Raw genomic sequence first — 24,103 nt, forward strand, 5'->3', positions numbered from 1 at the left:
CGCCGAAGGCGGCGTTAGTCGCAGCGGGGTGGGCTATTCACACTCCGCGTTTGCAAGCGATACAATCGTCTTTTTTGCGCACAAAAAAGGCGGGCGCGCCCTGCACGCGCCCGCCCCAATGCGCTGGTCACACAGCCGGGTGGAACTGCTTGTACCAGTCGCGATACTTGAGGATCGGCCCGTCCACCGCGCTCAGCAGCGGCTGTTCGACATAGGCCTTGAACGGCCAGATCTTGCCGTCGCTCCATTGCTCCTTGAGGCCATGCTCGGCCGCCAGCTCCGTGAACGCCGCGATTTGCTCTTCCGTCATCGGGCAATCATCGTCGCGCAGGAAGAACTGGTGGACATGGTAATGGCTGAGTTCGGCATCCACCGGCGTCACCGAGACGTAGTACACCGTGACAATGCCTGGCGCGTGCGGCGTGCGGCTCTCCACGCGCGAAAGACCGCCACCGATGACTTCGGAATCGACCGTCGAACCGACGTCCACGCCTTCCACCGGTCCGTCGTATCCCGCGGGGAGGATGCGCACCGGGCTGAAGAAGCGGACGCCGTCGGCGCGGATCGCGCCGTTGCTGACCGCGCGGCCGGTGGAATGGACGCCCGGGAAGTGCGCGAAATCGACGCCGTTCTCGAACACGTCCTGCGGGTGCGCCGATCCGAAATCATCGTGCAGCTTGCGGAAACCCGCATCGGGAATGCGGCGGCTTTCGTCGAACGCGGGCAGTTCCCAGGCAGGCTCGCGGTCTTCGAGGTCATGCCAGATGAAAATCATGCCGCCACGCTCCAGCGTCGGCCACTTGCGCACTTTCGCGCGCGGGGGAACCGTGCGGGAGAACGGCACGCTGACGCACTTGCCGCCGGTATCGTAGCGCCACTGGTGGAACGGACAGACCAGCGTCTCGCCCTCCACCCAGCTTTCATAGCCGAGATGCGCGCCCAGATGCGGGCAATGCGCATCGGTCACCGCCACCTCGCCGCCCTGCGTGCGGAACAGCACCATATCCTTGCCGAAATAGCGCAGGGGCCTGACATCTCCCGGCTCCAGATCATCGGCGAAACCCACGCTGAACCACCCTGTCGGATAGGGATGAAACGGATAGCGTGTACCGAAACGACTAGGTGCATTCATCGCAAACCTCCCCACGTTCTGCGTTCAGATGATCGACGCGCCTCCATCGACCGGGAGTATCTGCCCGGTGATGTGCGCGCCGGCGTTCGATGCCAGCAGCAATGTCGCGCCCTTCAGGTCGTCATCGCAGCCGAGCCGGCCGCTTGGCGTATCGTGGCGCAATTCCTCGCCATGCTTGTCGAGCACGTAGCCGGTCAGCTTGGACGGGAAGTAACCCGGTGCGAGCGCGTTCACGGTCACGCCGCGCCCGCCCCATTCGGCCGCCAGGGCGCGCGTGAAATTGATCAGGCCGCCTTTGCTGGCGTTGTAGGCAATCGTGCCGATCATGCGCGGATGGTGCCCGAGCAACCCTTCGACCGAAGCGATGTTGACAATCCGCCCCCAGCCCGCCGGCAGCATGAATTCGCGCGCGATGGCCTGCGCGAGCAGGAACGGACCGGTAAGATTGACCGCCAGCAGCTTGTTCCACGCATCGAGCGGCATTTCCTCGGTCTTCGATCCCCACGAGGTGCCGGCGTTGTTGACCAGGATATCGATCCGGCCGCCGCCCGCCTTGACCGCATCGACGATCTGCTGCGCCGCTTCGGGCTTGCCGACGTCGGCGGCGATCGCGCTGGCCGCGATGCCAAGGGCGGAGAGGTGCGCTACGGCCTCGTCCAGTTCGGCCTGTTTGCGCGCTGTAACGATCACCCGCGCGCCGAACTCGCCGAGCGCCTCGGCCATGGTGAGTCCGAGCCCGCGCGAACCGCCGGTTACAAGCGCGGTGCGGCCCGTGAGATCGAACAGGGTCTTGAGCGGTGTCGACATGGTATCCTTCGGTTTTCAGCCAGCAGTGTAGCCACCATCGACAAACAGCGTCTGTCCGGTGACGAAGCCCGATGCGGGCGAGGCAAGGAAGATCAGCGCGCCCATCAGGTCCTCGACCTCTCCCAGGCGGCCAAGCGGGGTGCGATCGACCACGCGGGCATAGAGTTCGGGCTGGGTGCGCACGAGTTCGCGGTTGAGATCGGTGACGATCACCGTCGCCCCCAGCGTGTTGACAGTGACGCCCCGGCCGCCGAACTCGAACGCGCAGGCCGCGCCGAAATTGGCGAGCCCGGCCTTGGATGCGCAGTAGGCGCTACGGTTGGCCATGCCTCGACCCGACAGGATCGAGCCCATGTTGATGATCCGGCCGAAGCCGCGCGCCAGCATAGCCGGCGCGAAGGCGCGCACGGCATGAAACGCGCCGGCGATGTTGACTTCCTGCACGCGCAGGAAATCCTCGGGCGAGATCTCCAGCACCGTTTGCGGATTGGTGATGCCGGCGTTGTTGAACAGCACGTCCACGCGGCCGAGCGTCGCTTCGGCTTCTGCGGCGGCATCGACCATTGCCCGCGCATCGGCGACGTCCGCCTCGATCACGATCGCCCGGCGACCAGCCGCCTCCACGGCGGCGGCCGATTCTTCCAGCCTCGCACGGTTGCGCGCCACCAGCGCCACGTCCGCGCCGCATTCGGCCAGCGCCAGCGCACCGGCCGAACCCAGCCCGCCACCGCCGCCGGTGACGACCGCGACCCGCCCTTCCAGCGAAAAGCGCGCGACGCCGCTCACACCGCCTCGCCGAACGATTGCAGCTCGATCAGCGCCGCCACCCGCGCGCGCAAATAGGCGTACTGCCCCTTGAGCAATGCGTCTTCGCTCTGGGCCAGCCGGTCGGCCAGCACCAGCATCTGCGCCAGCAGCGCACCGTCCTCGTCCCGTTCGACCATCGCGCCCTCCGTCACAGCCGGTATCCGTCCTGCCGTTCGTCGGTCCAGCGGCGCGCCTTGTAGGCAAAGCCCTGGAACTCGGCGCGCGGCACCTCGCACACGTCCACCCACATGTTGCTGCGCTCCTTGATCGCGTTGCGCACAGACTGCAGCAGCCGCTTGCGCTCGTCGGAGGACAGGCCCGCCTGGTGGTCGGCCACGGCGATCTTCACCTCCACCTCGGTCTTGCCGTCGCGGGTGTAGACGCGGCCCTTGTATTCGCCCACTTCCGGGTGCGCGAACACCGCCGCGTCGAACATCGTCGGCCAGACGTTGTTGCCGCGGATCTTCATCATGTCATCGAACCGGCCGATCGTGCCGCATTCGATCGCATTCCAGGCGCCACCGCCGCATTCCTGCCAGGGCACGAAACGCGCCGCATCGCCGGTGCGAAAGCGCACCACCGGGCTGCCCTCGACCGACAGGTTGGTGACCACCATCTCGCCCTGTTCGCCGGGCTTCACCGGCAGACCCGTGGCAGGATCGACGATCTCGACCAGATGCTCCCATTCGAACAGGCGGATCAGCCCGCGCTCGCCCCCGGAGGCAGAGCCGCTGCGGAACACCCCGGCAGACGCCGTCGATCCGCCGAACCCGTTGAGCTGCGTGGAGCCATAGCCTTCCTGCAACCGACAGCCCCAGTGTTCCTCGATCTTGGCCGCCCATTCCAGCGGATAGCCTTCGGCGGCGATGAACAGGCCATGCATCCCGGGGAAAGCCTCACGCGGGGTGATCCCCCGCGCCAGCAACGCCTCGGTCAGCGTGTGGAGGTAATTGGTTGAGGCATAGATGAACCGGAGGCCGCCAAGCTTCAGCATCAGGTCGATCTTGGCGTCGGTGGAGGTGTTGCCGCCAACGTGGAAGCCGGTGGCGCCCAGGATGCGGATCGCCTCGCCGGGGCCCCAGCCGCCGGTGGTCATGCCGCCCGCCGGCACGCAATTGATCGCGATGTCGCCCTGGCGCAGCCCGGCCATGAACCACGGCAGCGCATGAAGGTAGCCCAGCATGTGCACGTCGCGCTGAGTGCGGCCATAGATTTCCTGCCCTTGCCCCGAAGTGCCGCTGGTCATGCTGATATGCACGACATCCGCGCGATCCACGCCAAGCCGCGTCCCGAACGGGGGGGCCGCTTGCTGGTCCGCGAGAAAATCCGCCTTGGCCGAAGAGGCAAACGCCTTCGAGAACCGGTCAAGGCTGTCGACGACGCCATCCCGTAGCCCACCCGCATCCATCCGGGCGCGATAATAGGCGCTGTTGGCATAGAGCCGTTCGCACAGCACCTGGACCTTGCGAAGCTGGTAGGCTTCCAGGTCCGCGCGCGTGGCCTGCGCGAAACGGCGCAGCAGCGGCGAGGCGGCGAAGGGATCGTCGATCGCGGGCGAAGCCATGGTTACCCCTTCGCCGGGCGGAACGCCGGCAGCGTGATCTCCGGCGTGACGCGGTTGTAGACGATCTCGACCGGCATTCCGGCGCGCACATCCTCCGGCGCGATATCGACCAGGTTGCCGGTCATGCGGCAGCCTTCTTCGAGCGCGATCAGCGCAACGACGTAGGGTACCTCGTCGGCATAGACGTCGCGCGGGACCGGATGGCGCACCACGATCCAGCTGAACACCGTGCCCTTGCCGCTCGCCTCCATCCATTCCGGGCGTTCGAGCGATCCGGGGCTGAACGTCACCGGCGGGAACAGATATTCGCCGGCCGACGAACGCTGGAGCATCAGATGGCCTTCGCGCATCCCGTCCCAGAACGGCGTGCTTTCGGGATCGGGAACCGGCAGCGGCTTGGCATAGGCAGTGGGTTGAAACATGGATCAGTTCCTCAGGATCATGGCGCTGCCGCAGGTCATCGCCCCGGCGGTGGTGAGTGCGATCTCCGCGCCTTCCACCTGGCGCACGCCGGCCGTGCCGCGCAGCTGCTCGACCGCCTCGATCACGTGGTTGAAGCCGTGGATATAGGCCTCGGACAGCAGGCCGCCGTGGGTGTTGAGCGGCAGTTCGCCACCCGGGGCGATGCGGCCGTCCATCACGAACGGGCCGCCCTCGCCTTCCTTACAGAAGCCCAGGCCTTCCAGCGCCATCAGCACGCTGTAGGTGAAGCAGTCATAGATTTCGGCAACATCGACGTCCTTCGGACCGATGCCGGCACTGCCCCACAGATCATCGGCCAGGTACTTGAAGCAGTTGTGCGAATGGCTGGGCCAGCGGATCGCGTCGAACAGGTCGTCGCCCTGCGTCGGTCCGCCGCCGTAGGCGCCGCCCATGATATAGACCGGCTTGTGCCGCAGATCGCGCGCATGTTCGGCCGCGGTGATGACCACCGCGCAGGCGCCGTCGCTTTCCAGGCAGATGTCGTACATCCGGAACGGATCGACGATGAAGCGCGAGTTGTAGTAATCGTCCTTGCTCATCGGCGTGCGCTGCATCGCGCGCTCGTTCCGCACCGCGTTGGCGCGGAAGGTGGTGGCAATCTCGGCCCAGTGTTCCTCGGTGGTGCCGTAGTCGATCATGTGGCGCCGCGCCCACATCGCCATCGCCTGCGGATACGTGATCCAGCCGAGCGGCGCAGTATATTGGGTGACGCCATAGGCCGACATGTCGCGTCCGCCGCCAAGGCGGAAGCCCGAACGGCCGTTCATCGCGCGGAAGCAGACGACATTCTTGGCCAGCCCTGCCTCGATCGCGGCAGCGGCGGCCAGCGTGATCAGGTTCGCGCCGTTTCCTCCGGCGGCATAGTCGACCGCATAGCCGGCGTTCTCGATGCCCATCTCGGTGGCGACGCCGATCGCGGGCGCGCTGTCGTTGAAGTTGAAGCTGACGATGCCGTCGATGTCGCCGACGGTCAGCCCGGCGTCCTCGATCGCCTTGAGGCAGGCTTCGGTCGCAAGGCTTCGCACCGTGCGGCCGGAGAACTTGCTGTATTCGGTGTTGCCGATCCCGGTGATCGCATACTTGTCGCGCAACTTGTACATGAGGTCAGTCTTCCTTCCGCGCGCCAAAGCTTGGCGCACGTTTCTCCTTGAAGGCCATGAGGCCCTCGGTGGCGTCAGGTTCGGTGGTGGCGTAGCGGTGGACGAACGCGATCTCCTGCCGCAGGCCTTCCTCGTAGGGCGTGTCGAGCGTCATGTTGGCGAGGCGCTTGGCGCCGGCGAGGCCAACCGCACTCTTGGTCGCCATACCCGCGATCCACGTTTCGGCCTCGGCGAGAAGGTCGGCGTCGGGCACGACTTTCGTGACCAGCCCCCACGCCTCGCTTGTCCGCGCATCCAGCAGTTCGCCGGTCAGCATCAGGTGCTTGGCGCGCAGCAGGCCGATCGCGCGGGGCAGCCGCTGCGACCCACCGGCGCCGGGCAACTGGCCGAAGTTCAGATGCCCGTCGCCGATCCGCGCACTTTCCGCCGCGATCGCCATGTCGCAGGCCAGCAGCAGTTCGATTCCGCCCGCGACACAGACTCCGTTGACTGCCGCGATCCAAACCGCCCGCGCCTGCTCGATGCCGGTCAGCATCGCGTAGAAATCGTCGAGAAACGCCTGGAACGCGGGCGGATCGCGATAGAGCCGGATATACCCGTCAAGATCTCCACCGGCCGAAAAGCTGCGCCCCTCCCCGGTCAGCAGCACGAAATCGATGCCCGGCTCGGCCTCGATCCGCGCAACCACGGCGTTCAGTTCCTTGACCGTGGACCAATCGAGCGGGTTGAGCTTGTCCGGCCGCGCCAGCGTGACGCGGGCGATGCGGCCTTCCAGGGCGAGTTTGATGTTCTGGTATGTCATGCCGGCACCGCCCAGCGCTTCTTCGCATCGGCGGCGAGTTCGCCCTTAGCGACCTTGCCGCCCGACGAGCGCGGCAGATCTTCCATCAGGACGAGATATTCGGGGAACCATTCGCGCGAGATGCCGCGTTTCGCGAGGTGCGCGGTGATCTCTTCCAGCGCCACCGTCTGCCCGGGGCGCGGCGCGACATAGATGCACACACGCTCGCCGAACACCGCGTCGGGCGCAGGCACGGCGGCGACCAGCGCCACGGCGGGGTGCGTCGCCACTTCGGCCTCGATCGCGGGCGCGGACAGGTTCTTGCCGCCGCGGATGATGAATTCGGACGTGCGGCCCACCACCCGCAGGTAATTTTCCGCATCGATTTCAACGATGTCGCCCATCAACATCCAGCCGTCTGACGTGAACAGCTTGGCATTCGCCTCGTCGTCGTCCCAGTAGCCGAGGCAGGTGGCCGGCCCCTTGCAGGCTGGCTGTCCGCGTCCTTCCACCTCCGCACCGGTGGCGGGATCGAACAGACGCACGTCCATCTCGGGGATGACCTGGCCGGCGGTGGTAAGGCGGCGGTCGCGCGTGTCGGCGGCGGTGGTGTGGCTGAGCGCGCCGGTCTCGTTCGAGCCATAGAACTGCAGCACGGCGGCGCCGGTCACTTCCTCGAACTCCGCCGCGCGCCGATAAGGGACCGCCTCGCCACCGGTGAACATGCACTTGAGCGACGAGAGATCGCGCGGACGTTCCGCCTGTTCGTTCAGCAGCATGATGAACTGGGTGGACACACAGCACAGCACCGTCACCCGCTCGCGCGCAATCATGTCGAGCGCTGTGCCAGCATCGAACTTCGGCAATACCACCGTGGAGCATCCCAGCGCGGCGGGCGAGAAATGCGACGTCCACAGGCCGAAGCCGAACGGCATCGGAACAGCCCCGAGGAACACCTCGCCATCCCCGAACCGTCCCGCTTCGGCCGCAAGGCGGTGGAAATAGAACCATCGGTTCTGCGTGTGCATCACGCATTTGGGCATGCCGGTGGTGCCGGAAGTGGAATTGATCAGGAACAGCGTGTCGGGATCGCCGGCCGGGAACGGCGCGTGATCGGCAACGGGGCCGTCGCACCAGCCGGGTTCGGCAATCAGATCGGGCACCACCAGTGTGTCGGCAAGCGGCGCACCCTGTTCGCGCACCGCCGCAACCAGTTCTTCCAGCGAGCGATCGCGCTGGCGCGCGTGCGCGATCAGCAGCGTGGCGCCGGTGCGCTTGAGCAGATGCGTCACTTCGGCCACGCCCGCGCGCGCCCCGATACCAACCGCGACCATGCCGGCGCGCTCCACACCCAGCAGCACGGCGTGGACGGCCGGCCCATCGGGCAGCAGCACCGCGACGCGCGCGCCAGGCGCCAGGCCGCGTGCGGCGATCAGTGCGGCGATCCGCGTCGCCGCGCGATCATAGGCGCGCCAGGTGCAGCGGCCTTCCGGAGTGATCCAGGCGACAGCATCGGGCCGCGTCGCAGCGAGTTCGGCGATGCGGGCGGACAGCGTCCGGTCGCTCCACCACCCGGCGGCGCGATAGCGCGCGGCGTCATCCGGATCGGCGCGCAACGAGCGGGCGATCTCAAGCGGCTTCACTGCGCGCCTCCTGCTGCAGCGGCACCGCGTCGAAGGTACGATCCGGACCTAGCGGCGCGGAAAGCATGTGCTCTGCCACGCGCGCGCGGTGAAAGCCGGGCGTGCCCCACGCCTGCCCCAATGCCAGCGCCCGCTTGAGCACGAAATGCACATCGACCTCCCACGAATAGCCCATCGCCCCGTGGACCTGTACGGCGGCATGGCTGGCCGCGTCTGCGGCGGTCTGCGCGGCAAGCTTGGCGTGGCTGACCCGTGCGCGGGCGAGCGAAGAAGCGGGCAGCGCCGACGCCGCCAGCACCACCGGCCGCGCAAATTCGATCTTCACCTGCGCCGACGCCAGATGGTGCTTCACCGCCTGGAACGACCCGATCGGCTTGCCGAACTGCTGACGCTCCTTCGTATAGGCCACGGAAATATCGACCGCGCGCTGCGCCAAGCCCAGCAATTGCGCCGCCGCCAACAGCGCACCCCGCTCCAATGCCGCCTCCCACAGCGCGGCGCCACCGATGCGCGTTGCGGGCGCGGGCTTCCAGTCCACGCGGAACAGGCGGCGGAAGGGATCGATGCTGTCCTGCCGCACCAGCGTTACCGCAGCACGCGGCACCAGATGCATCGCATCTCCATCCGCCAGCAACAACGCTTCGGCGGTATCGGCATCGGCGACGAACGGGTTAACCGGATGGCCGACCGCAACGGTGCCCGCCGGCACGTCGCGCCCGACCGCCACCAGCGCCGGCACCGCGATCCCCGCGTGCTCCACCAGCGGTTCGGGCAGCGCGGCATGGCCGCAGGCGATCGCGACCAGCGCCATCTCGACCATCCCCAGCCCGCTGCCACCGCGCGCTTCCGGCGCGAGCATCAGCGGCAGGCCCATCGCCTCGATCTGCGCCCAGCGCCCGGCATCGCGTGCCGCGCCACTTTCCAGCAACCGGCGCAAGTCCGCGCCGCTGCAGCAATCGTGCAGCAAAGCGCCGACCGTTTCGGCCAGCATCGTCTGTTCGTCAGTCAGGCGGAAGTCCATGCCATCACCTCGGCAGGCCGAGCATGCGCTCGGCGATGATGTTGCGCTGGATTTCGTTGGCGCCAGCATAGACCGGACCGGCCAGCGAGAAGACGTAACCGTCGAGCCAGTCGCCCACATCGGCGGAAGCATCGGGCGCAGCGGCGGTCAGTTCCGCCTCGGCACCGAGCAGCGCCAGCGCGGTCTTGTGCAGGTCCAGATCCAGCTCGGACCAGAATATCTTGTTGGTGCTGGTTTCCGGCCCGATCGCCCCGCCGGCCATCAGCCGGCTGGCGGTGGCATAGATCGATAGCGCATAGGCGTCGGCGTCCATCCACGCCTGCGCCACCGCCGCGCCGAGCGCCGGATCGGCCGCGCCAGCGCGCGCGCGGTACAGGTCGACCAGCTTCGCCGCCGCAACCTGGAATCGCGCCGGGCTGCGCAGCATCAGCCCGCGCTCGAACCCTGCGGTGGACATGCAGACCGCCCAGCCCTGGCCTTCTTCGCCCAGCCGGTTCGTGGCCGGCACCCGCACGTTGTCGAGGAACAGCTCGGCGAAGACAGGCTTTCCGTCGAAGCGCTGGATCGGCCGCACAGTGACGCCCGCCGCATCGAGCGGGAACAGGATCAGCGACAACCCCTTGTGCCGCTCGCTGCCCGGCGCGCGGAAAAGGCCGAACGCCCAGTCCGCATGGACCGCGCGCGAGGACCAAATCTTGTGACCCGACAGGACGTAATCATCGCCATCGCGAACGGCGGTAGAACGCACGCCGGCCAAGTCGCTGCCCGCGCCCGGCTCGGACCAGGCCTGCGCCCAGATATGGTCGCCCGCCGCCATTGCCGGGAGGAAGCGCGCCTTCTGTTCGGGCGTGCCGTATTCGATCAGCGTCGGGCCTAGCAGGAAGATGCCGTTCTGGTTGACCCGCCCCGGCGCGCCCGCGCGATAATATTCCTCCTCGAAGATCAGCCAGCGGATCAGGTCGAGCCCGCGCCCGCCGTATTCGACCGGCCAGGTGACCATGCCCCAGCCGCCCGCGTGCAGCGTGCGCTCCCACTGGCGATGCGCTTCGAAGCCTTCGCGCGTGGAATCGAAATCGGGAAGCGGTTGCGCGGGAACATGCGCCGCCATCCAGCGCCGCACTTCGGCGCGGAAGGCCTGCTCCTCGGGTGTATAGCGGATATCCATGGTCAGAACGCCGCCGCCTTGCCGGTATCCACGAAGGCATCGCGCGCGCGCTGGCTGTCCTCGTGAAGATACATCTCGAGCGTGAAGCCCTGTTCGAAGCGATAGCCATGATCGACATCGCGCGGCTCGATGCCGTTCAGTGCCTCCTTGGCGGTGACCAGCGCCTTGCGGCTCTTGCCCGCGATCACCGCGCAGAACGCCCGCGCTTCCTCGACCAGGCTTTCACGCGGGACGACCTTTTCGACCGCGCCGAGCCGGTACGCCTCCGCCGCGTCGATGCGGCCGCCGGTGAAGAACGCGGCACGCACTTTCTGCAGGGGAAACATCCGCATCAGGTGGCTGGCGCCGCCCATAGCGCCGCGATCGACCTCGGGGAGCGAAAAGAACGCGTCCTCGGCGGCGATCACCACGTCGGAAGCGCCGCAGATGCCGATACCCGAGCCGATGATGAAGCCGTGCACCCCGCTCACCACCGGCACCTCGCACGCGCGCACCGCCTGGAACGTGCGGTAGTTGCCGCGATTGAGCGCCACGATCCGTTCGGGATGCGCCTGCATCTCCTTGATATCCACGCCGCCACAGAAGCCGCGCCCTTCCGCGCGGATCAGCACGCAGCGCACGTCGGGATCGCGCCCCATCGCGGTCACGATATCGGGCACTTCGTTCCATGCCGCGCTGCCCAGCGCGTTCACGGGTGGATGATCGAAAATGATCTCGCCGATACGGTCGGCGACATGGGTTCGGACCGGCATCAGCAGGGCATCCTCAATCGGGCGGCTTCGGGGGTGATCGCGGCCAGCCGATCGCGCGCATCGCGTTCGATCGCCGCCAGCAGATCGGCAACGGAAGGCAGGTCATCCAGCCGGCCGGCAACCTGGCCGGTGGCCATCAGTCCGCCATCGCCATCGCCTGAAACCACCGCGCGCTGGATAAGCATTGGCGCCGCCGCCGCGCGCACGGCCTGCGCCAGCGTCAGCCCGCCATGGCGGCGCATCCCCTGCGCGGCCCGCAGGATCTCGCCCCAGGAAGCGCCCGTGGCGCGTTTCATCGCAAGGCCCGCCGCGGCGGCGTTGCGCCAGGAAGCCAGCCCGCCTCCACTGGTCAGGCGCCGCAACGCCTTGTTGCGGATCATCCGCTGCGGCAGGCCGTCGACCGCGCGCGTCACTTCGATATCGTCGGTCCCCGCGCGGACGTAGCGCAGCTTCACCGCATCCGGCACCGGGCTTTCGCGTGTCATAAGGAACCGCGTGCCCATGGCGATACCGGCCGCGCCATAGGCCAGCGCCGCCGCCAGCCCGCGCCCATCGGCAAAGCCGCCGGCGGCCACGACGGGTATCGCCACGCTGTCCAGCACCTGCGGCAGCAGCACCGTGGTGGCCACCGCACCGGTATGCCCGCCCCCTTCGGCGCCCTGCACGACGATCATGTCCACGCCCAGGTCCGCCATCTTGCGCGCGTGCTTCACCGCGCCCACCGTGGGCACGCAAAGGATACCCGCATCGCGGAAGCGGGCGATCATCCTCGCGTCCGGCCCCCGCCCGAAGCTGACTGCGCGCACGCGATCGCGATTGGCGACGATAATTTCCACCAGGTCCGCCGCGCCGGGCTGGAACATGTGGAAGTTGACGCCGAAAGGATGCGCGGTGAGCCCGCGCAGCACGGTGATCTTTGCCGCCGCTTCATCCGGCGTCATCACCGCCGCGCCCAGGAAGCCGAACCCGCCCGCCTCGACCGTCGCCGCCACGAGCGCGGGCTCCGCGATCCAGCCCATCGCGGTCTGGATCACCGGCAGCCTGCACCCCAGCAGCGCGGTAAGAGGCGTGGCGAGCGGATCGGTCATGCCCCGGCCTTCTCCCCGCCGGCCTTTTCCCCGCCTGCCTTGTTGTCCGCCGCCGCGCTCTTGCCGGTCACGCCGCCCAGCGCATGGCCGGTCACAAGATCGTTCTGCGCGTGGGCGAAGTGATGCATGTGGAACACCGCGTCCATCGCGGTCCGCTTGCCGCGCAGGTCCTCCACGTGGTTCACCGCCTGCTTGGTCAGCCACATGCCCAGCGACGGCTGCGCCGCAAGCTTCGCCGCCATCGCGGCCGTCGCCTGCTCCAGTTCGTCGCGTGGGACGACGAGGTTGACCATGCCGAGATCGTAGGCCCGCTGCGCCGGCATCCGATCGCCCAGCAACAGGAATTCCTTGGCAGCGCGCGGGGGCAGTTCGAACGCATGGGCGAAATATTCAACGCCCGGGATGCCCATCAGGCGCGAAACCGGATCCTGGAAGAACGCATCGTCGGACGCGACGATCAGGTCGCAGACCCAGGCGAGCATCAGCCCGCCGGCGATGCACGCGCCCTGCACCATCGCGATGGTGGGCTTGGTCACATCGCGCCAGCGCCGGCACATGCCCAGGTACACTTCCTGTTCGCGGGTATAGAGCAATTCCGCGCCCGGCCGCCCGACGTGATCGGGAACAAGGTGTGTCCTCTCGAAACTGCGCGCCACGTCGCGGCCCGGCGTGCCGATGTCGTGCCCGGCGCTGAAGTGTTTGCCGGTGCCGGCCAGCACGATGGCCTTGACCGCGGGATCGTCGACCGCGCGGCGGAACGCGTCGTCCAGCGCGTAGGTCATCTGGCTGTTCTGCGCGTTGTTGTAACGCGGCCGGTTCATCGTGATCCAGGCCACGCCCTCGCGCGCGTCGTAGAGCACCGGCGTATCTGTTTCGTAGGTGATATCCGCGGGGCTCATGGCCTGCTCCTGTCCCTCTCTCACATCTATCAATCATTGCAATATTGAAGGAGGTCAACAGCGGGGACGATAGCTTCGCGGCAAGCCAACGGTGCTATACTGCGATCACTCGGCTCCCAGCCATCACACCACGCGAACGGCAGGCGGATTTCCCTTCACCAGCCCGGCACGGATGCCGTGCGGATCCAGCGCCGCGATCACCGCCAGCGCGGCGGCATCGGGACGCGGTGTTTCCGCCACGCCCTGCTCCGGCAACGCGAGGTCGAAGCCGGTGCTATCGCGCACTTCTTCCAGCGGGACGCCGGGATGCAGCGATATCACGCGGATCGCGTGATCCGGGCCGCCGAAGTCCATCACACACAGGTTGGTCACGATCCGCCGCAAATCGAGCCGGTGCGGCTTGCGGCCATCCAGCCAGCGCGCCGGGTTGTATCCGGCGGAACAGACGAAATCGACTTCGCCTTCCACCAGCGCGCGGCGGTTGTGCTGCGGGAAGAAGAAGCTGTTGGGGTGCGATATGCTGTTGCCCGGAAAGCCGCGCGCGCCCAGCAGCGCCGCCTTGGGCCGGGCGTGATCGCCGATCACGCTGATGTTGGTCTGGCCGAAGCGATCGATCTGGACCGGCGCGACCAGCGCGTGCCGGCGCCCGCCCCACAGGTTGTCGAACGTGCGGGCATAGGGCGCCCAGCCTTCCGCCACGGGACCGCCATCGCGCGGGCCGATCGGCGCCGGCTGTTCGAGCAGCATGTTCTCGCCGTCGGTGATCATCAGGCGCGGGTTGAACGTCATCTTGGCAAGGCTCGCCCCCAGGCGGGGGATGGGGGTGATGCCCGTGGCCAGCCATTCGGGATCATCGCGCCAGACTTCGGCGCACTGCGCCACGAGCAGGTCGGCCAGAGTCGCGCCGGTAGATGATGTGCCGGCAGGTGATGTAGGGGTGTCGGTCATCGGCCGGCCTCCTCAATAGATCGGCGCGGGAATGGCGCGGATGGCGTCCGCCCCGCCCACCGCCGCGAGATAGGCGCCCTCGTCCGCCGCGACATAGCGCTGGCGATAGGCATCCCACGCTTCGCCCTCCGCCGCCGCGTACGCCTTGAGGTGCGCGAGATCGAGCTGGTAGTCCGGCGCCGCGCTGGTAGGGTGCGCACCGAACGGCGCATGCGCCACGCCGCTGATCAGTGACCGCTCGACCAGGTGATACCGCGCGTTGCCGGGCAGGCCCAGGTCCGCCGTGGGCACGATCTGCTCCGCGGTCACGAAGGTCCGATCGGCCGCGCGGGCCATCAGTTCATCGAAGAACGGGTCGGGCGAAAGCGTCAGCACGTTGCCCTTCTCGTCGGCGCGGTGAACGTGCAGCAGCGCCACGTCGGGCTTGATCGCGGGCATCGCGATCAGCGTTTCGCCATCGTCGTAGGGGCTCTTCACCGTCCGCAAGCGCGGGTCCCCAGCAATCGCGGTACCGATGCCGACGCGGGTGGGCAGGAACGGAAGGCCCATCGCGGCCGCGCGCAGCCCCCAGTGGAGCATGCCCTCATCCATTTCCCACACATCCAGCCCCGCCTGGCGCGCGGCCTTGAAATGCGGCTCGATCGGAATGTGATCGAGCGAAACGAACGCGAACACCAGCCGGCGGAGCTTGCCGCAGGCCGCCAGCATGCCGACGTCGGGCCCACCATAGGCGATCACGGTCAGATCCTTCAGCCCCGAACGCGCGATCGCGCGCACCAGCGCCATCGGCTTGCGCCGCGTGGCCCAGCCGCCGATCGCGATCGTCATTCCATCAGCCAGTTCCGCCACGATGGCGTCCAGCGGCATCCTCTTGTCGAGCATCTCGTTCTATCCGGCACGCGCGGGGCCAGCCACCCGTTCCGCCTGGGAACGGGCGCCAGGCCCCGTCACGGTTGCAAGGCGTCGGCGATCAGGCGGCGGCGAGCGCCGGCTTGCCTTCCGCCTTGGCGAGCGCTTCCACGTCGAAGCCGTAGAGCTTCTCGGCATTGCCGTAGAGGATCGCGGCCTTGGTCGGCGCGGGCACGCCCGACATCGACGCCTGGATCGTCCGCCAGCTGTAGGGATAGTCCGCGCTGATGTGCGGATAGTCGGTGGACCACAGCACGCGCTCGGGATTCATGTAGTTGAGGTTGTTGAGGCCGAAGCTGTCGGTCATGTACCCGAAGTAGAAATGCTCATCGATATATTCGCTGGGCAGACGCTTCAGGCCGAATTGATTGACCTTTTCCAGCCGCTGGTAGTTGTTGTCGATCTGCTCCTTGACATAAGGCACCCAGCCGAAATCGACTTCGGCGAAGGCGACCTTGAGGTTCGGGAAGCGATCGAACACGCCGTTGAACACGAACTCGATGCAGCGGTTCGGCGCATCGAAGAAACGGCCATAACCGGGCAGCTTGGCCTTGTGCGGGCTCGGCTTGTAAATGCCGAGCGCGACGTGAATGTTGAAGCTGACGTCGCGTTCGTGGATCGCGGCCCACAGGTAGTCATGCTCGTCTGTCATCACCGTCGTGCCGGTCGGATAGGCCTGCGCCATCACCGCGCGCATGCCGGGGCGCCCAAGAACGCGCTCCATTTCCTTGACCGCCACCTTCACCCCGCCCCGGTTGGGCAGATAGACGAGGCCGCAGAAGCGCGCCGGATCATAGGCGACGTATTCCGAAACCCAGTCGTTGTAGGCCTGCACGGTGGCAAGGTGCAGTTCCTCGTCCTCGATCAGCGCGATCGCGGCCTGAATCGAAGGCGTGGGATACATGACTTCGGCGGTCACGCCGTCGCGATCCTGCTCCTTCACGCGCTCGGCCGGATCCCAGCCACCCTTGCGCATGTCGTCAAAGCGCATCCAGGCCTTCATGTCTTCGGGCGGCAGACCGGCGCAGGCGTTCCAGCCGAAATTGCGCGGGCCTTCCAGTCCTTCGAAAATCCACCCGTCCCCTTCGGGGAAACTTTCCATCCGCGGAACGCGGTCCTTGAACTTCTGCGCCACCCGCTTGGTAAACAGGTCACCGGGTTCGTTGAAGTGGCTGTCGGCGGAAATCAGCTTGGAACTCCCCAAAGGCATTTTCATCTCCTATACATTTCTATCTTTAATATGATAGCAAATGGGCGCGACGGGTCAACGGGTGACGACAGCCTTCGCGTAATCATATCGCTCGGACGGTATTGCGGAAACGCGTGCTCCAGCCGCCGATCAGCACCGCGATCAGGATCAGCGCCGAGCCCACCACCATGAAGGTGGCATGGATGCCCAGCGTCAGGCGCACCGGCGCCGTGATCAGCGGATTGAGAAAATGGCCCAGGAACAGCGAAGACTGGACAAGCCCGATCGCGGAACTGCGCTTGGCAGGGTCCGTGCGATCCAGGATCCGGTTGAGGAAAAACGGAATCGTCCATCCCGCGCCCACGCCTTCGATCACCACGCACAGCAGGATAATCTCGTAACCGGGCGCCAATCCGGCGCCGATGAAACCCGCGCCCATCAGGGTCGCCGCCACCACCAGCGTCCAAGGGCCAAGGCGCGCATAGACAAAGCCGAATGCGAAAGCCGACAGGATGGAAATCGTGGAGCTGAGCGCGGGAACCCGAGAGACCAGCACCGCGCTGGTAATCCCGTTTTCCTTGAGCAGGAACGGCATCTGGAACGAAGGCATGGTGTGGCCGATGGACATCACCAGCGAAAGCAGCAGCAGCGGCCAGAGCTGCCAGACCGAGAACCGTTCCCGCGAAGCGGGGATCTGCTCAAGCCGGATCGGCTGATCGAAGGCAATGAACGCCAGCAGCAGCATGATTCCGGGCAGCAGGAACATGATACCCGGCGCCCTCCAGCCGTAATGCTGCGCCAGCCAGCCGCCCAGCAGCATCGTCGCGACCGTACCGATCGACGAAATCGCCTGGCGAAATCCGATCAGCTTCGATCGCGCCGCGCCGGAGAACTGCGCGGCCAGGATGCTGGTCATCGAAACGTCCGCAACCACGGCGCTGAAACCCAGCACGAAGCGGCTGGCCAGCAGCAGGAAATAGTTGTGCACCACAAGCTGCATCAATCCGGCAAGAGTGCAGACCCCCAGCGCCAGAAACATCGTGGTGCGCAGATTGCGATTCGAAACAATCATGCCGGCCATCAGGCCCGACACCGCCATGCCCACCGGGGCCAGCGTGACCACGAACTGCGCGGACAGAACCGAATCACCCGCGCCGCCGAACTCCGCAGCAATCAGTTGCAGCGCCGGGACCACGGAGGTGAACGCCAGCGCGGACTTGATGCCACCCGTCAGGAGAATGACGATGACCAGCCAACGCCGCCACGCGGGAAGGTCGGTTGCGGGCGATGACGCCGGCATATCCTGAACGACGCCCGATATCACGGCCATTGGCATCAACTCCCGATCATTATGGTGTTCACGATAGCATCGGCTTGCGGCTGGCACCGTTCCCGATGAGGCATCTGTTGCTTGCCGAGCCTGCATCAATGCTGCCCCTTCGGGCAAGCATGGGCACGACAGCCCTGTGTCGTTCAAGCCAGCGTCGTGCCGCCATCCACCGTCCAGACCGCACCTGACACGTAGGAGGCCGCCGGGCTGGCGAGAAAATGCGCCACACGGGCGATCTCGTCGGGATCACCGATTCGCAGATGATCCGCCTTGAAGGCCCGCCCGGCCATGGCCCCGTCCACGATCGCTGCGAGGCGCGCTTTCGCGGCTTCGGTCAGGACCGGGCCTGGCGCGATCGCGTTGACGCGGATGCCATGCGGCCCCAGCTCTGCGGCAAGCACCCGGGTCAGCGCCTCTATGCCGGCCTTGGACGCGGCATAGGCCGCCTTCCCGGCGGTGGAACGCTGCCCCTGCACCGAGCCGATGTTGACGATGGCCCCACCCCGGCCACCATCCCGCATCCGCCGCCCGGCAAGCTGGCACAGACGCATCGTGCCTTTCAGGTTGATATCGAGCAGGGAATCCCAATGCTCCTCATCCAGATCGAGTGCCGGCGCGGAGGGGAAAATGCCGGCAGCGTTCACCAGGATGTCCGGAACGCCGGACCCGAGAAGATCGTCGAGCGCGCGTTGCGTGCCCTCCCAATCAGCGACATCGACAGTCGCGGTGCCGCGCGCGGAAAGATCTTCGCCGGCGCGCTTCACCGCATCCGCGTCGCGGTCAACCAGCAGCAACGATGCCCCCGCATGGGCCAGGTGGCGGCTGATCGCACGGCCGATGCCCGACCCCGCCCCGGTCACGATCGCGCAACGGCCTGCGAGCCGGGCGCAATCGGACAGCCACGGCGACGGGTCCGGCGTCTTGCTGGCAAGCGAAGCCGCCGGATCGCCTTCCACCCGGGTCAGAGCTCCACGCCCAACGCCACGCCATAATAGCGCGGACGGTTGAACGTGCCGGCCATGATTGCCCCGAAGTCCGAAGCAAACGTGATGTACCGGTTGTTGCTGAGATTTTCGCCGAACACTTGCGCGCGGAACTTGCGTCCATTGGACTCGAAATCCCACATCAGGCGGGCGCTGAAATTGTCCTCGCGGCCAAAGAGCGGAACCTGGGCGGTGTTCGGCGCTTGCGAGATCAGCGTGTAGCTCGGCGAATTGCTCTTGCCGGTGTAATCGCCGCGCAGCGTAAAGCCGCCGATCTTGCCGGTATCGATCCGGTACTGCGCGCCCACGTGGTAGGTCCAATGCGGCACGTTGGCGAACTTGGCCTGCGACGCGACGTTGGTGGGCACCCCGCCTACCGCCAGGATATATTCCTGGTACTTGGGATCGACGTGGCCCAGATTGCCATCCATCCGGAAATTGCCGAACACGACCTGACCTTCCACCTCGAAACCGCGATAGCGTGCCTTGCCGGCGTTGGTCAGCGAATTGGTGTTGGTGGCGATATTATAGCCGTTGACCTGCAGGTTGTCGTAGTCGGTCTGGAACACCGAAACGTTGAAGCGCAGGTGCCGGTCGAACAGATCGCTCTTGAAACCTGCTTCGTAGCTGATCGCTGTTTCCGGTCCAAAGGGCGGCGCGCCGACGGTCGGGGCGTTGTATCCGCCAGACCGGTAAGCCGAAGAGGCGCGAACGTAAGCCATGACAAGGGGTGAGACGCGGTAGCTGATCGAGCCCAGCCAGCCGACATTGTCCCACTTGTCCTTGCGCGATTGCGCCGCTGTGGTGGTCGTGGTCGTACGCGAAACGGTATTGGAATCGAGGGACTTCTTGTCCTCGGTGTAACGGACGCCACCGACGACCTCGAGCTTCCCGTCCGCGAACGAAGGCTTCCAGCCGACCTGCGCGAAGCCGGCGTACGACTTCGAATGGATCGCATAGATCGTCGTGCGGTTCAGACGCACAGCCGTGGTTGCGGAGAGCGGCGAATTCAGGATGGTGGTGAGATTTTCCCGCACCTTCTCATCATAGTAGTAGAAGCCGACCAGATAATTGAAATCACCGAGATTGCCGAGCAGTTGGAGTTCCTGCGTGAACTGCTTCTGATGACCTGGGTTATAGGGCGTGACGTGGGCGCTGACCGGTTCGATATTTTGCCCGGCGACGACCGGATTCACCACGAAACCCCGCGTCGATCCGCCACCGATGTTGGCGTGGAGATCCTGGTCGATGCCCGTGTACCCGGTAATCGACTTTATCGTGAGCGCGGGGCTGACGGCGTAGGTGAGGGTCAGCGCGCCGCCATAGCTCTTGGCGACGGAGCGCCCGTCCGTGCGCGGATCGCGATACGTGTAGTCCCGCGGCCCTACGCCGATCGGGAACGGCAGGCCATTGGCGGTTCCCGAGTTGCGGAAATAGGTTCCGCCCACCGTCGTGGCCGCCAGAGCCTCCCATCCCGTGTAGGATTCGACGTTGTTATAGCGACCACGCAGATCGACCGTCAGTTTGCCCAAGTCGCCCTGGACCGCCGCTCCGAAGCCATAGCTGTAAAGCGCACCGCCCCACTTCGAAGGCGAATAGTTCGGCGTGCGCACCCATCCATCGCGGCTGTGGGCCTGTGCCGACAGGCGCAGCTTGAACGGCGAATTGCCGATACGCCCCAGTTGCGCCACCGCCGACGCGGTAATCTCGCTGCGCGAACCGATCGAGAAATCCGCTTTCAGGCCGGCGTCCTCGCTCGGCGCCTGAGTCGTCAACACAATCGCGCCACCGGTGGTGTTGCGGCCGAACAGCGTTCCCTGCGGCCCGCGCAGCACTTCCACGCTGGCGATATCGGGAAGATCGAACGTGTTGCCGCTCGGGCGTGGCGTGTAAACGCCATCGATGTAGACGCCGACGGCAGGTTCCACGTAGAGTGCGGTCGACAGCGTGCCGATGCCACGAATGTAGATCGCGGGAGAGTTGCCGCTGCCGCTCGCCTGGGTGATGCGCAAGCTGGGCGCAAGCTGGGTAATGCCGTCCAGCCTGACGATGTTCAGCTCCTTGAGCTGCTGCGCGGAAATGGCGCTGATCGAGAGCGGCGTGTCCTGCGAGCGCTCTTCGCGGCGGCGCGCAGTAACGATGATGTCCTGAATGCCCGTGGTGGCATCTTCGGCGGTATCCGCCGCCACGGCCGCCGGTGTGTTTGCCGCATCCGGCGCGGCGAAGGCCATCCCCGGCAACCCCAGCACCGCAAGGGCTGCGCTTTCGCCAAGCAGGCGTGCTCGTCGTCCCAGCGCGATACGTCCAGTCGATCCCGAAAAGACAACCTTCATCGCCACTCTCCCATGCCATTTTTTATATGATCAGCATTTAAAGGGCACGGTTCGAACCACAAATCTCGTTGAAGCACATTAGCGTTTCCCAACGGGCATCAACCATGTTCCGAAGGCATCCCCGGCCAACCAGCCTTGGTCTGCGTTGCAGATTGCGAGCAAATTCAAGCATCCGCAACAGGCGTAGAGGGCTATTTACGAAAGAAATTCTCCCCAAGCCCGGCGTGCCGCGCGGCAATCGCGCAAAGCCCGGCACGTCCGGTGCCCCATGCTGCGCAGTGGCAGCGCTCCGGGAAGGTCGATTGACAATCAGCACTATTATAGCAATCTTAAATAGTAAAAGATGCCATGTTCCAAATGGCAACGTGATAGGGAAAGGGCCTGAAAATCAAAATGATACCGCACCCATATCGCGTGGCGAACTCCGGCGGGCAATAATGCGTTCCACGCACTATCCGCATGTGCGCCAGCCGATCACCATCGGATCGATGGCGGCCCGGAACCGCGTCATGATGGCAACGCATGGACCGCGCCTGCCGCAGCCACGCTATTTGCGCTATCTGGAAGAAAGGGCGCGCGGCGGCATTGGCCTCGCTGGCTTCAACCTGGGACCGCTAGGCCTGATGCAATTCCCGTTTGGGCCTGGCCGCGCATCGCCGCCCGGCAGCGAGATGATGGACGGCGTGCCGCATCACCCGCTGTCCCGCGCCGGTCGCGAGGCCTACGACCGGATGGTACCGTTCATCCGCGAATGGGTCGATGCCGTGCAGCGGCACGGCGTGTGCGCCGTCGGCCAGCTTTACCATCCGGGCGCCGCCCAGCACAGCGACACCTTCCAGCCAGTGGTCTCCTCGTCCCCCATGTCCGACGAGTTCGAACGTCATCGCGCCCATCCGCTGACCGTGTCCGAAATCGCGGAACTGATCGAAGCATATCGGCTGACCGCTGCCCGCGCGCTATCAACCGGCGTCGACGCGCTGGAACTGCATGGCGCCCATGGCTACCTGATCCAGCAATTCCTTTCGCCGCTGTTCAACCGACGGCAGGACGAATGGGGCGGATCGTTCGAGAACCGCATGCGCTTTCCGCTGGCGGTACTGGCGGCGGCGCGCGCCGGGGTGGAAGATGCTGTTCCCATAGGCATCCGCCTGACCGGCCCGGAGCCCGCAGGCGGGCTGGACATAGTCGACCTGGCCGCAATTTCCGCACGGCTCGAGCAGGCGGGCGCGGCCTATGTCAGCATCTCCGGCGGTTCGTATTCCGGGCTGTGGCGGGGCGCCGGAAACGCCTATGTCCCGTCCGCGTTGACGCCCTGGGGCGCCAACGTCGCCACCGCCCACGCCATACGCAAGGCGGTATCCGTCCCGGTGATGGTCAGCGGCGCGATCGCGACGCTCGAGCAGGCCGAAGAGGTGCTGGCTTCGGGCAGCGCCGATATCGTGTGCATGGTACGCGCGCTGATGGCCGACCCGGAACTGGTCGCCAAGGGCCTGTCCGGAAGCGGGAACGAGGCCGCGCGCCCCTGCATCGGCGGGAACGAATGCCACTATGGCCGCCCGCTCGCCTGCGCGGTCAACCCGCGCGCCGGCCGCGAGGACGAACTGGCCCTGGCGACCACGGAGAAGGCCCGTCGCATCCTTGTGGTCGGCGGCGGCCCGGCTGGCATCGAATGCGCCATGGCGGCGGCCGAGCGCGGCCACACCGTAACCCTGGTGGAGCGCGCCAGGGAACTCGGCGGCATGCTGGTGCCACTGGCGCGGATATCGCGACAGGCCCGGTTCGGCGACTATCTGGCGTATGTACGTGCCCGGCTGGCGGCGCTTGCCGTCGACGTGCGGCTGGAATGCGATGGCAATGCAGCGCTGGCAGTGGACTGGCAAGCCGATATCATCGTGCTGGCCACGGGCGCGGCCTGGTCCATGCCCATCGGATTGCCGGCGAATGCGCAAATCGACGCCGCGCCGCTGCCCGCCGGTCCTGTTACCGTGATCGGCGGCCGCGATGACCATCTGGGACCGCTGGTGGTGACGGACCATTTTGCCGCCCAGGGCCGCGCCGTAACGCTGCTCACGGAATGCGCCAGTCCCGGGCAGGGCGTGGAAGCGGCGAGCTTCTATGCGATGATGCGCCGGATGGCTGAACGCAAGGTCGATATCCGGCCCTTCACCGCGGCATCCGGCCTGCGCGATGGCCAGTTGCACTTGCGCCATACGCTGACCAACGCCATCGGCACCATGCCCGAACCCGGCCTGGTGATCGATCTCGAAAGCCGGCACGCGGCGGTCGATCCGGCGGCCGCCTTCGCCGGGATCGACGCGGAGTGCCACGTCATCGGCGATGCTCTGTCGCCCCGCCGCATGGTACATGCGACGCTGGACGGATTCAGACTGGGCGCTGCACTTTAGGTCGTAAACGCATAAACCAAGCGCGGGGCACCTGTGCCCCGCGCGAAACATTCAGCCGCCATAGAAAACCTTTTCGCCCAGATCCTTCATCTCCAGCACGGCCGCGTCCGCCCGGCCTTCGGGCTCGCGCATCACCACGGCATCGGTCACTTCGGCGAGGATCACATGGTGATCGCCCTCTTCCACCACCGTCACCAGCCTGAGTTCCACGGCCGCCGCCGCGCTTTCCAGAACCAGCGCACCATTGCCCGCCGCGCGAACACTCTCGCCCGAAAGCTTGCCGTCCACATAGTCGGCCGGCTTGAAAAACGTGAACGCCGCGCCCTGCTGCCCCTTGCCCAGGACGTTGAGCACCGCGACGCCGGTTGCCCGGAACGCGGCATAGGAGCCCGAATCCGCCTTGACCGCCAAGGCTACCAAAGGCGGCGCGAACGAGGTCTGCGTCACCCAGTTGACCGTTGCCGCGAAAGGTGCGCCGTCGGCATCGCTCGTGGTCAGCACATAGATGCCGTAGGGGATCATCCGCAGCGCGGTTTTCTTTGCGATTTCATCCATAGCCGTACTCCTCACCCGATCATCTTCCGGCGGCGGCGCCACCCGGAAGTCACGCGGGCAAAGCGCCATAACGGCCGGCGGCGAGCAATTGCCGGTTCGTCATCGCAGCGATCCTGGATGCGTATTCGACAGCGTGCGGGCCGCGCGGCACTGCCCCCAACCGGCCTCCCGCCACGCAATGGCATGGACGGGGACGGCGCAAGGGGCAC

General features: G+C 66.3%; 22 protein-coding genes. 1 reads left to right on the forward strand and 21 read right to left on the reverse strand.

What is annotated here, in order from left to right; translation table 11 throughout:
• Positions 1–127 precede the first annotated feature (127 nt).
• The 20 genes from NMD1_RS03400 to NMD1_RS03490 all read right to left on the reverse strand — a co-directional run bounded on the left by NMD1_RS03400 (position 128) and on the right by NMD1_RS03490 (position 20,934).
• Complete coding sequence (locus NMD1_RS03400) at positions 128–1,132, reverse strand: Rieske 2Fe-2S domain-containing protein (RefSeq protein WP_125953637.1); 1,005 nt, start codon at positions 1,130–1,132, stop codon at positions 128–130.
• A gap of 24 nt (positions 1,133–1,156) precedes the next feature.
• A complete protein-coding gene (locus NMD1_RS03405; protein WP_125953638.1) occupies positions 1,157–1,939 on the reverse strand; it encodes an SDR family oxidoreductase in 783 nt (260 codons plus the stop codon).
• Positions 1,940–1,954: 15 nt separating this feature from the next.
• Complete coding sequence (locus NMD1_RS03410; RefSeq protein WP_158453893.1) at positions 1,955–2,725, reverse strand: SDR family NAD(P)-dependent oxidoreductase; 771 nt, start codon at positions 2,723–2,725, stop codon at positions 1,955–1,957.
• Positions 2,722–2,898: a hypothetical protein gene (locus NMD1_RS21170; RefSeq protein WP_158453894.1), complete on the reverse strand. Its 177-nt coding sequence runs from the start codon at positions 2,896–2,898 to the stop codon at positions 2,722–2,724. The genes NMD1_RS03410 and NMD1_RS21170 overlap by 4 nt, the downstream gene beginning before the upstream one ends.
• The gene (locus tag NMD1_RS03415; protein ID WP_125953640.1) at positions 2,895–4,310 is read right to left on the reverse strand and encodes a phenylacetate--CoA ligase family protein; all 1,416 of its coding nucleotides are present in this window, start codon (positions 4,308–4,310) and stop codon (positions 2,895–2,897) included. The genes NMD1_RS21170 and NMD1_RS03415 overlap by 4 nt, the downstream gene beginning before the upstream one ends.
• Before the next feature lie 2 nt (positions 4,311–4,312).
• A complete protein-coding gene (locus tag NMD1_RS03420; protein ID WP_125953641.1) occupies positions 4,313–4,732 on the reverse strand; it encodes a Zn-ribbon domain-containing OB-fold protein in 420 nt (139 codons plus the stop codon).
• A gap of 3 nt (positions 4,733–4,735) precedes the next feature.
• Complete coding sequence (locus tag NMD1_RS03425; protein ID WP_125953642.1) at positions 4,736–5,893, reverse strand: acetyl-CoA acetyltransferase; 1,158 nt, start codon at positions 5,891–5,893, stop codon at positions 4,736–4,738.
• Between the two features lie 4 nt (positions 5,894–5,897).
• On the reverse strand, positions 5,898–6,695 hold the full coding sequence (locus tag NMD1_RS03430) for an enoyl-CoA hydratase/isomerase family protein (RefSeq protein ID WP_125953643.1): 798 nt from the start codon (positions 6,693–6,695) through the stop codon (positions 5,898–5,900).
• Positions 6,692–8,317 (reverse strand): class I adenylate-forming enzyme family protein, encoded by a 1,626-nt coding sequence (locus NMD1_RS03435; RefSeq protein WP_125953644.1) that lies wholly within the window; start codon positions 8,315–8,317, stop codon positions 6,692–6,694. The genes NMD1_RS03430 and NMD1_RS03435 overlap by 4 nt, the downstream gene beginning before the upstream one ends.
• Entirely contained in the window at positions 8,304–9,338 is a 1,035-nt protein-coding gene (locus NMD1_RS03440; RefSeq protein ID WP_125953645.1) for an acyl-CoA dehydrogenase family protein, read from the reverse strand. Before NMD1_RS03440 ends, NMD1_RS03435 begins: the two co-directional genes overlap by 14 nt.
• A 4-nt stretch (positions 9,339–9,342) precedes the next feature.
• Positions 9,343–10,503 (reverse strand): acyl-CoA dehydrogenase family protein, encoded by a 1,161-nt coding sequence (locus NMD1_RS03445; RefSeq protein ID WP_125953646.1) that lies wholly within the window; start codon positions 10,501–10,503, stop codon positions 9,343–9,345.
• 2 nt (positions 10,504–10,505) lie between these two features.
• Positions 10,506–11,255: an enoyl-CoA hydratase family protein gene (locus NMD1_RS03450; RefSeq protein WP_125953647.1), complete on the reverse strand. Its 750-nt coding sequence runs from the start codon at positions 11,253–11,255 to the stop codon at positions 10,506–10,508.
• Complete coding sequence (locus NMD1_RS03455) at positions 11,255–12,343, reverse strand: nitronate monooxygenase family protein (RefSeq protein WP_125953648.1); 1,089 nt, start codon at positions 12,341–12,343, stop codon at positions 11,255–11,257. Before NMD1_RS03455 ends, NMD1_RS03450 begins: the two co-directional genes overlap by 1 nt.
• On the reverse strand, positions 12,340–13,242 hold the full coding sequence (locus tag NMD1_RS03460; RefSeq protein WP_125953649.1) for an enoyl-CoA hydratase: 903 nt from the start codon (positions 13,240–13,242) through the stop codon (positions 12,340–12,342). Before NMD1_RS03460 ends, NMD1_RS03455 begins: the two co-directional genes overlap by 4 nt.
• Before the next feature lie 123 nt (positions 13,243–13,365).
• Positions 13,366–14,190: a CoA-transferase subunit beta gene (locus tag NMD1_RS03465; RefSeq protein WP_125953650.1), complete on the reverse strand. Its 825-nt coding sequence runs from the start codon at positions 14,188–14,190 to the stop codon at positions 13,366–13,368.
• Positions 14,191–14,202: 12 nt separating this feature from the next.
• Entirely contained in the window at positions 14,203–15,072 is an 870-nt protein-coding gene (locus NMD1_RS03470; protein ID WP_125953651.1) for a CoA transferase subunit A, read from the reverse strand.
• A gap of 88 nt (positions 15,073–15,160) precedes the next feature.
• Positions 15,161–16,309 carry an amidohydrolase family protein gene (locus NMD1_RS03475; RefSeq protein WP_158453895.1) on the reverse strand — a complete coding sequence of 383 codons (1,149 nt, stop codon included), beginning with the start codon at positions 16,307–16,309 and terminating at the stop codon, positions 15,161–15,163.
• Positions 16,310–16,391: 82 nt separating this feature from the next.
• Positions 16,392–17,618: an MFS transporter gene (locus NMD1_RS03480; RefSeq protein ID WP_158453896.1), complete on the reverse strand. Its 1,227-nt coding sequence runs from the start codon at positions 17,616–17,618 to the stop codon at positions 16,392–16,394.
• A gap of 143 nt (positions 17,619–17,761) precedes the next feature.
• The gene (locus NMD1_RS03485) at positions 17,762–18,574 is read right to left on the reverse strand and encodes an SDR family NAD(P)-dependent oxidoreductase (protein WP_158453897.1); all 813 of its coding nucleotides are present in this window, start codon (positions 18,572–18,574) and stop codon (positions 17,762–17,764) included.
• Between the two features lie 5 nt (positions 18,575–18,579).
• A complete protein-coding gene (locus tag NMD1_RS03490; protein ID WP_125953655.1) occupies positions 18,580–20,934 on the reverse strand; it encodes a TonB-dependent receptor in 2,355 nt (784 codons plus the stop codon).
• Positions 20,935–21,371: 437 nt separating this feature from the next.
• On the opposite strand from NMD1_RS03490, the gene NMD1_RS03495 reads away from it, so the two are divergent.
• Positions 21,372–23,339, forward strand: coding sequence for an FAD-dependent oxidoreductase (locus tag NMD1_RS03495; protein ID WP_158453898.1), 1,968 nt, complete (start codon positions 21,372–21,374; stop codon positions 23,337–23,339).
• A 51-nt stretch (positions 23,340–23,390) separates the two neighbouring features.
• Here the strand turns inward: NMD1_RS03495 and NMD1_RS03500 are convergent, their stop codons facing one another.
• Positions 23,391–23,894, reverse strand: a complete 504-nt coding sequence (locus NMD1_RS03500; protein WP_125953657.1) for a flavin reductase family protein — start codon at positions 23,892–23,894, stop codon at positions 23,391–23,393.
• Between the last annotated feature and the right edge of the window lie 209 nt (positions 23,895–24,103).

The sequence above is a fragment of the Novosphingobium sp. MD-1 genome (assembly GCF_001014975.1).
In the GTDB taxonomy this organism is placed as follows: Bacteria; Pseudomonadota; Alphaproteobacteria; order Sphingomonadales; family Sphingomonadaceae; genus Novosphingobium.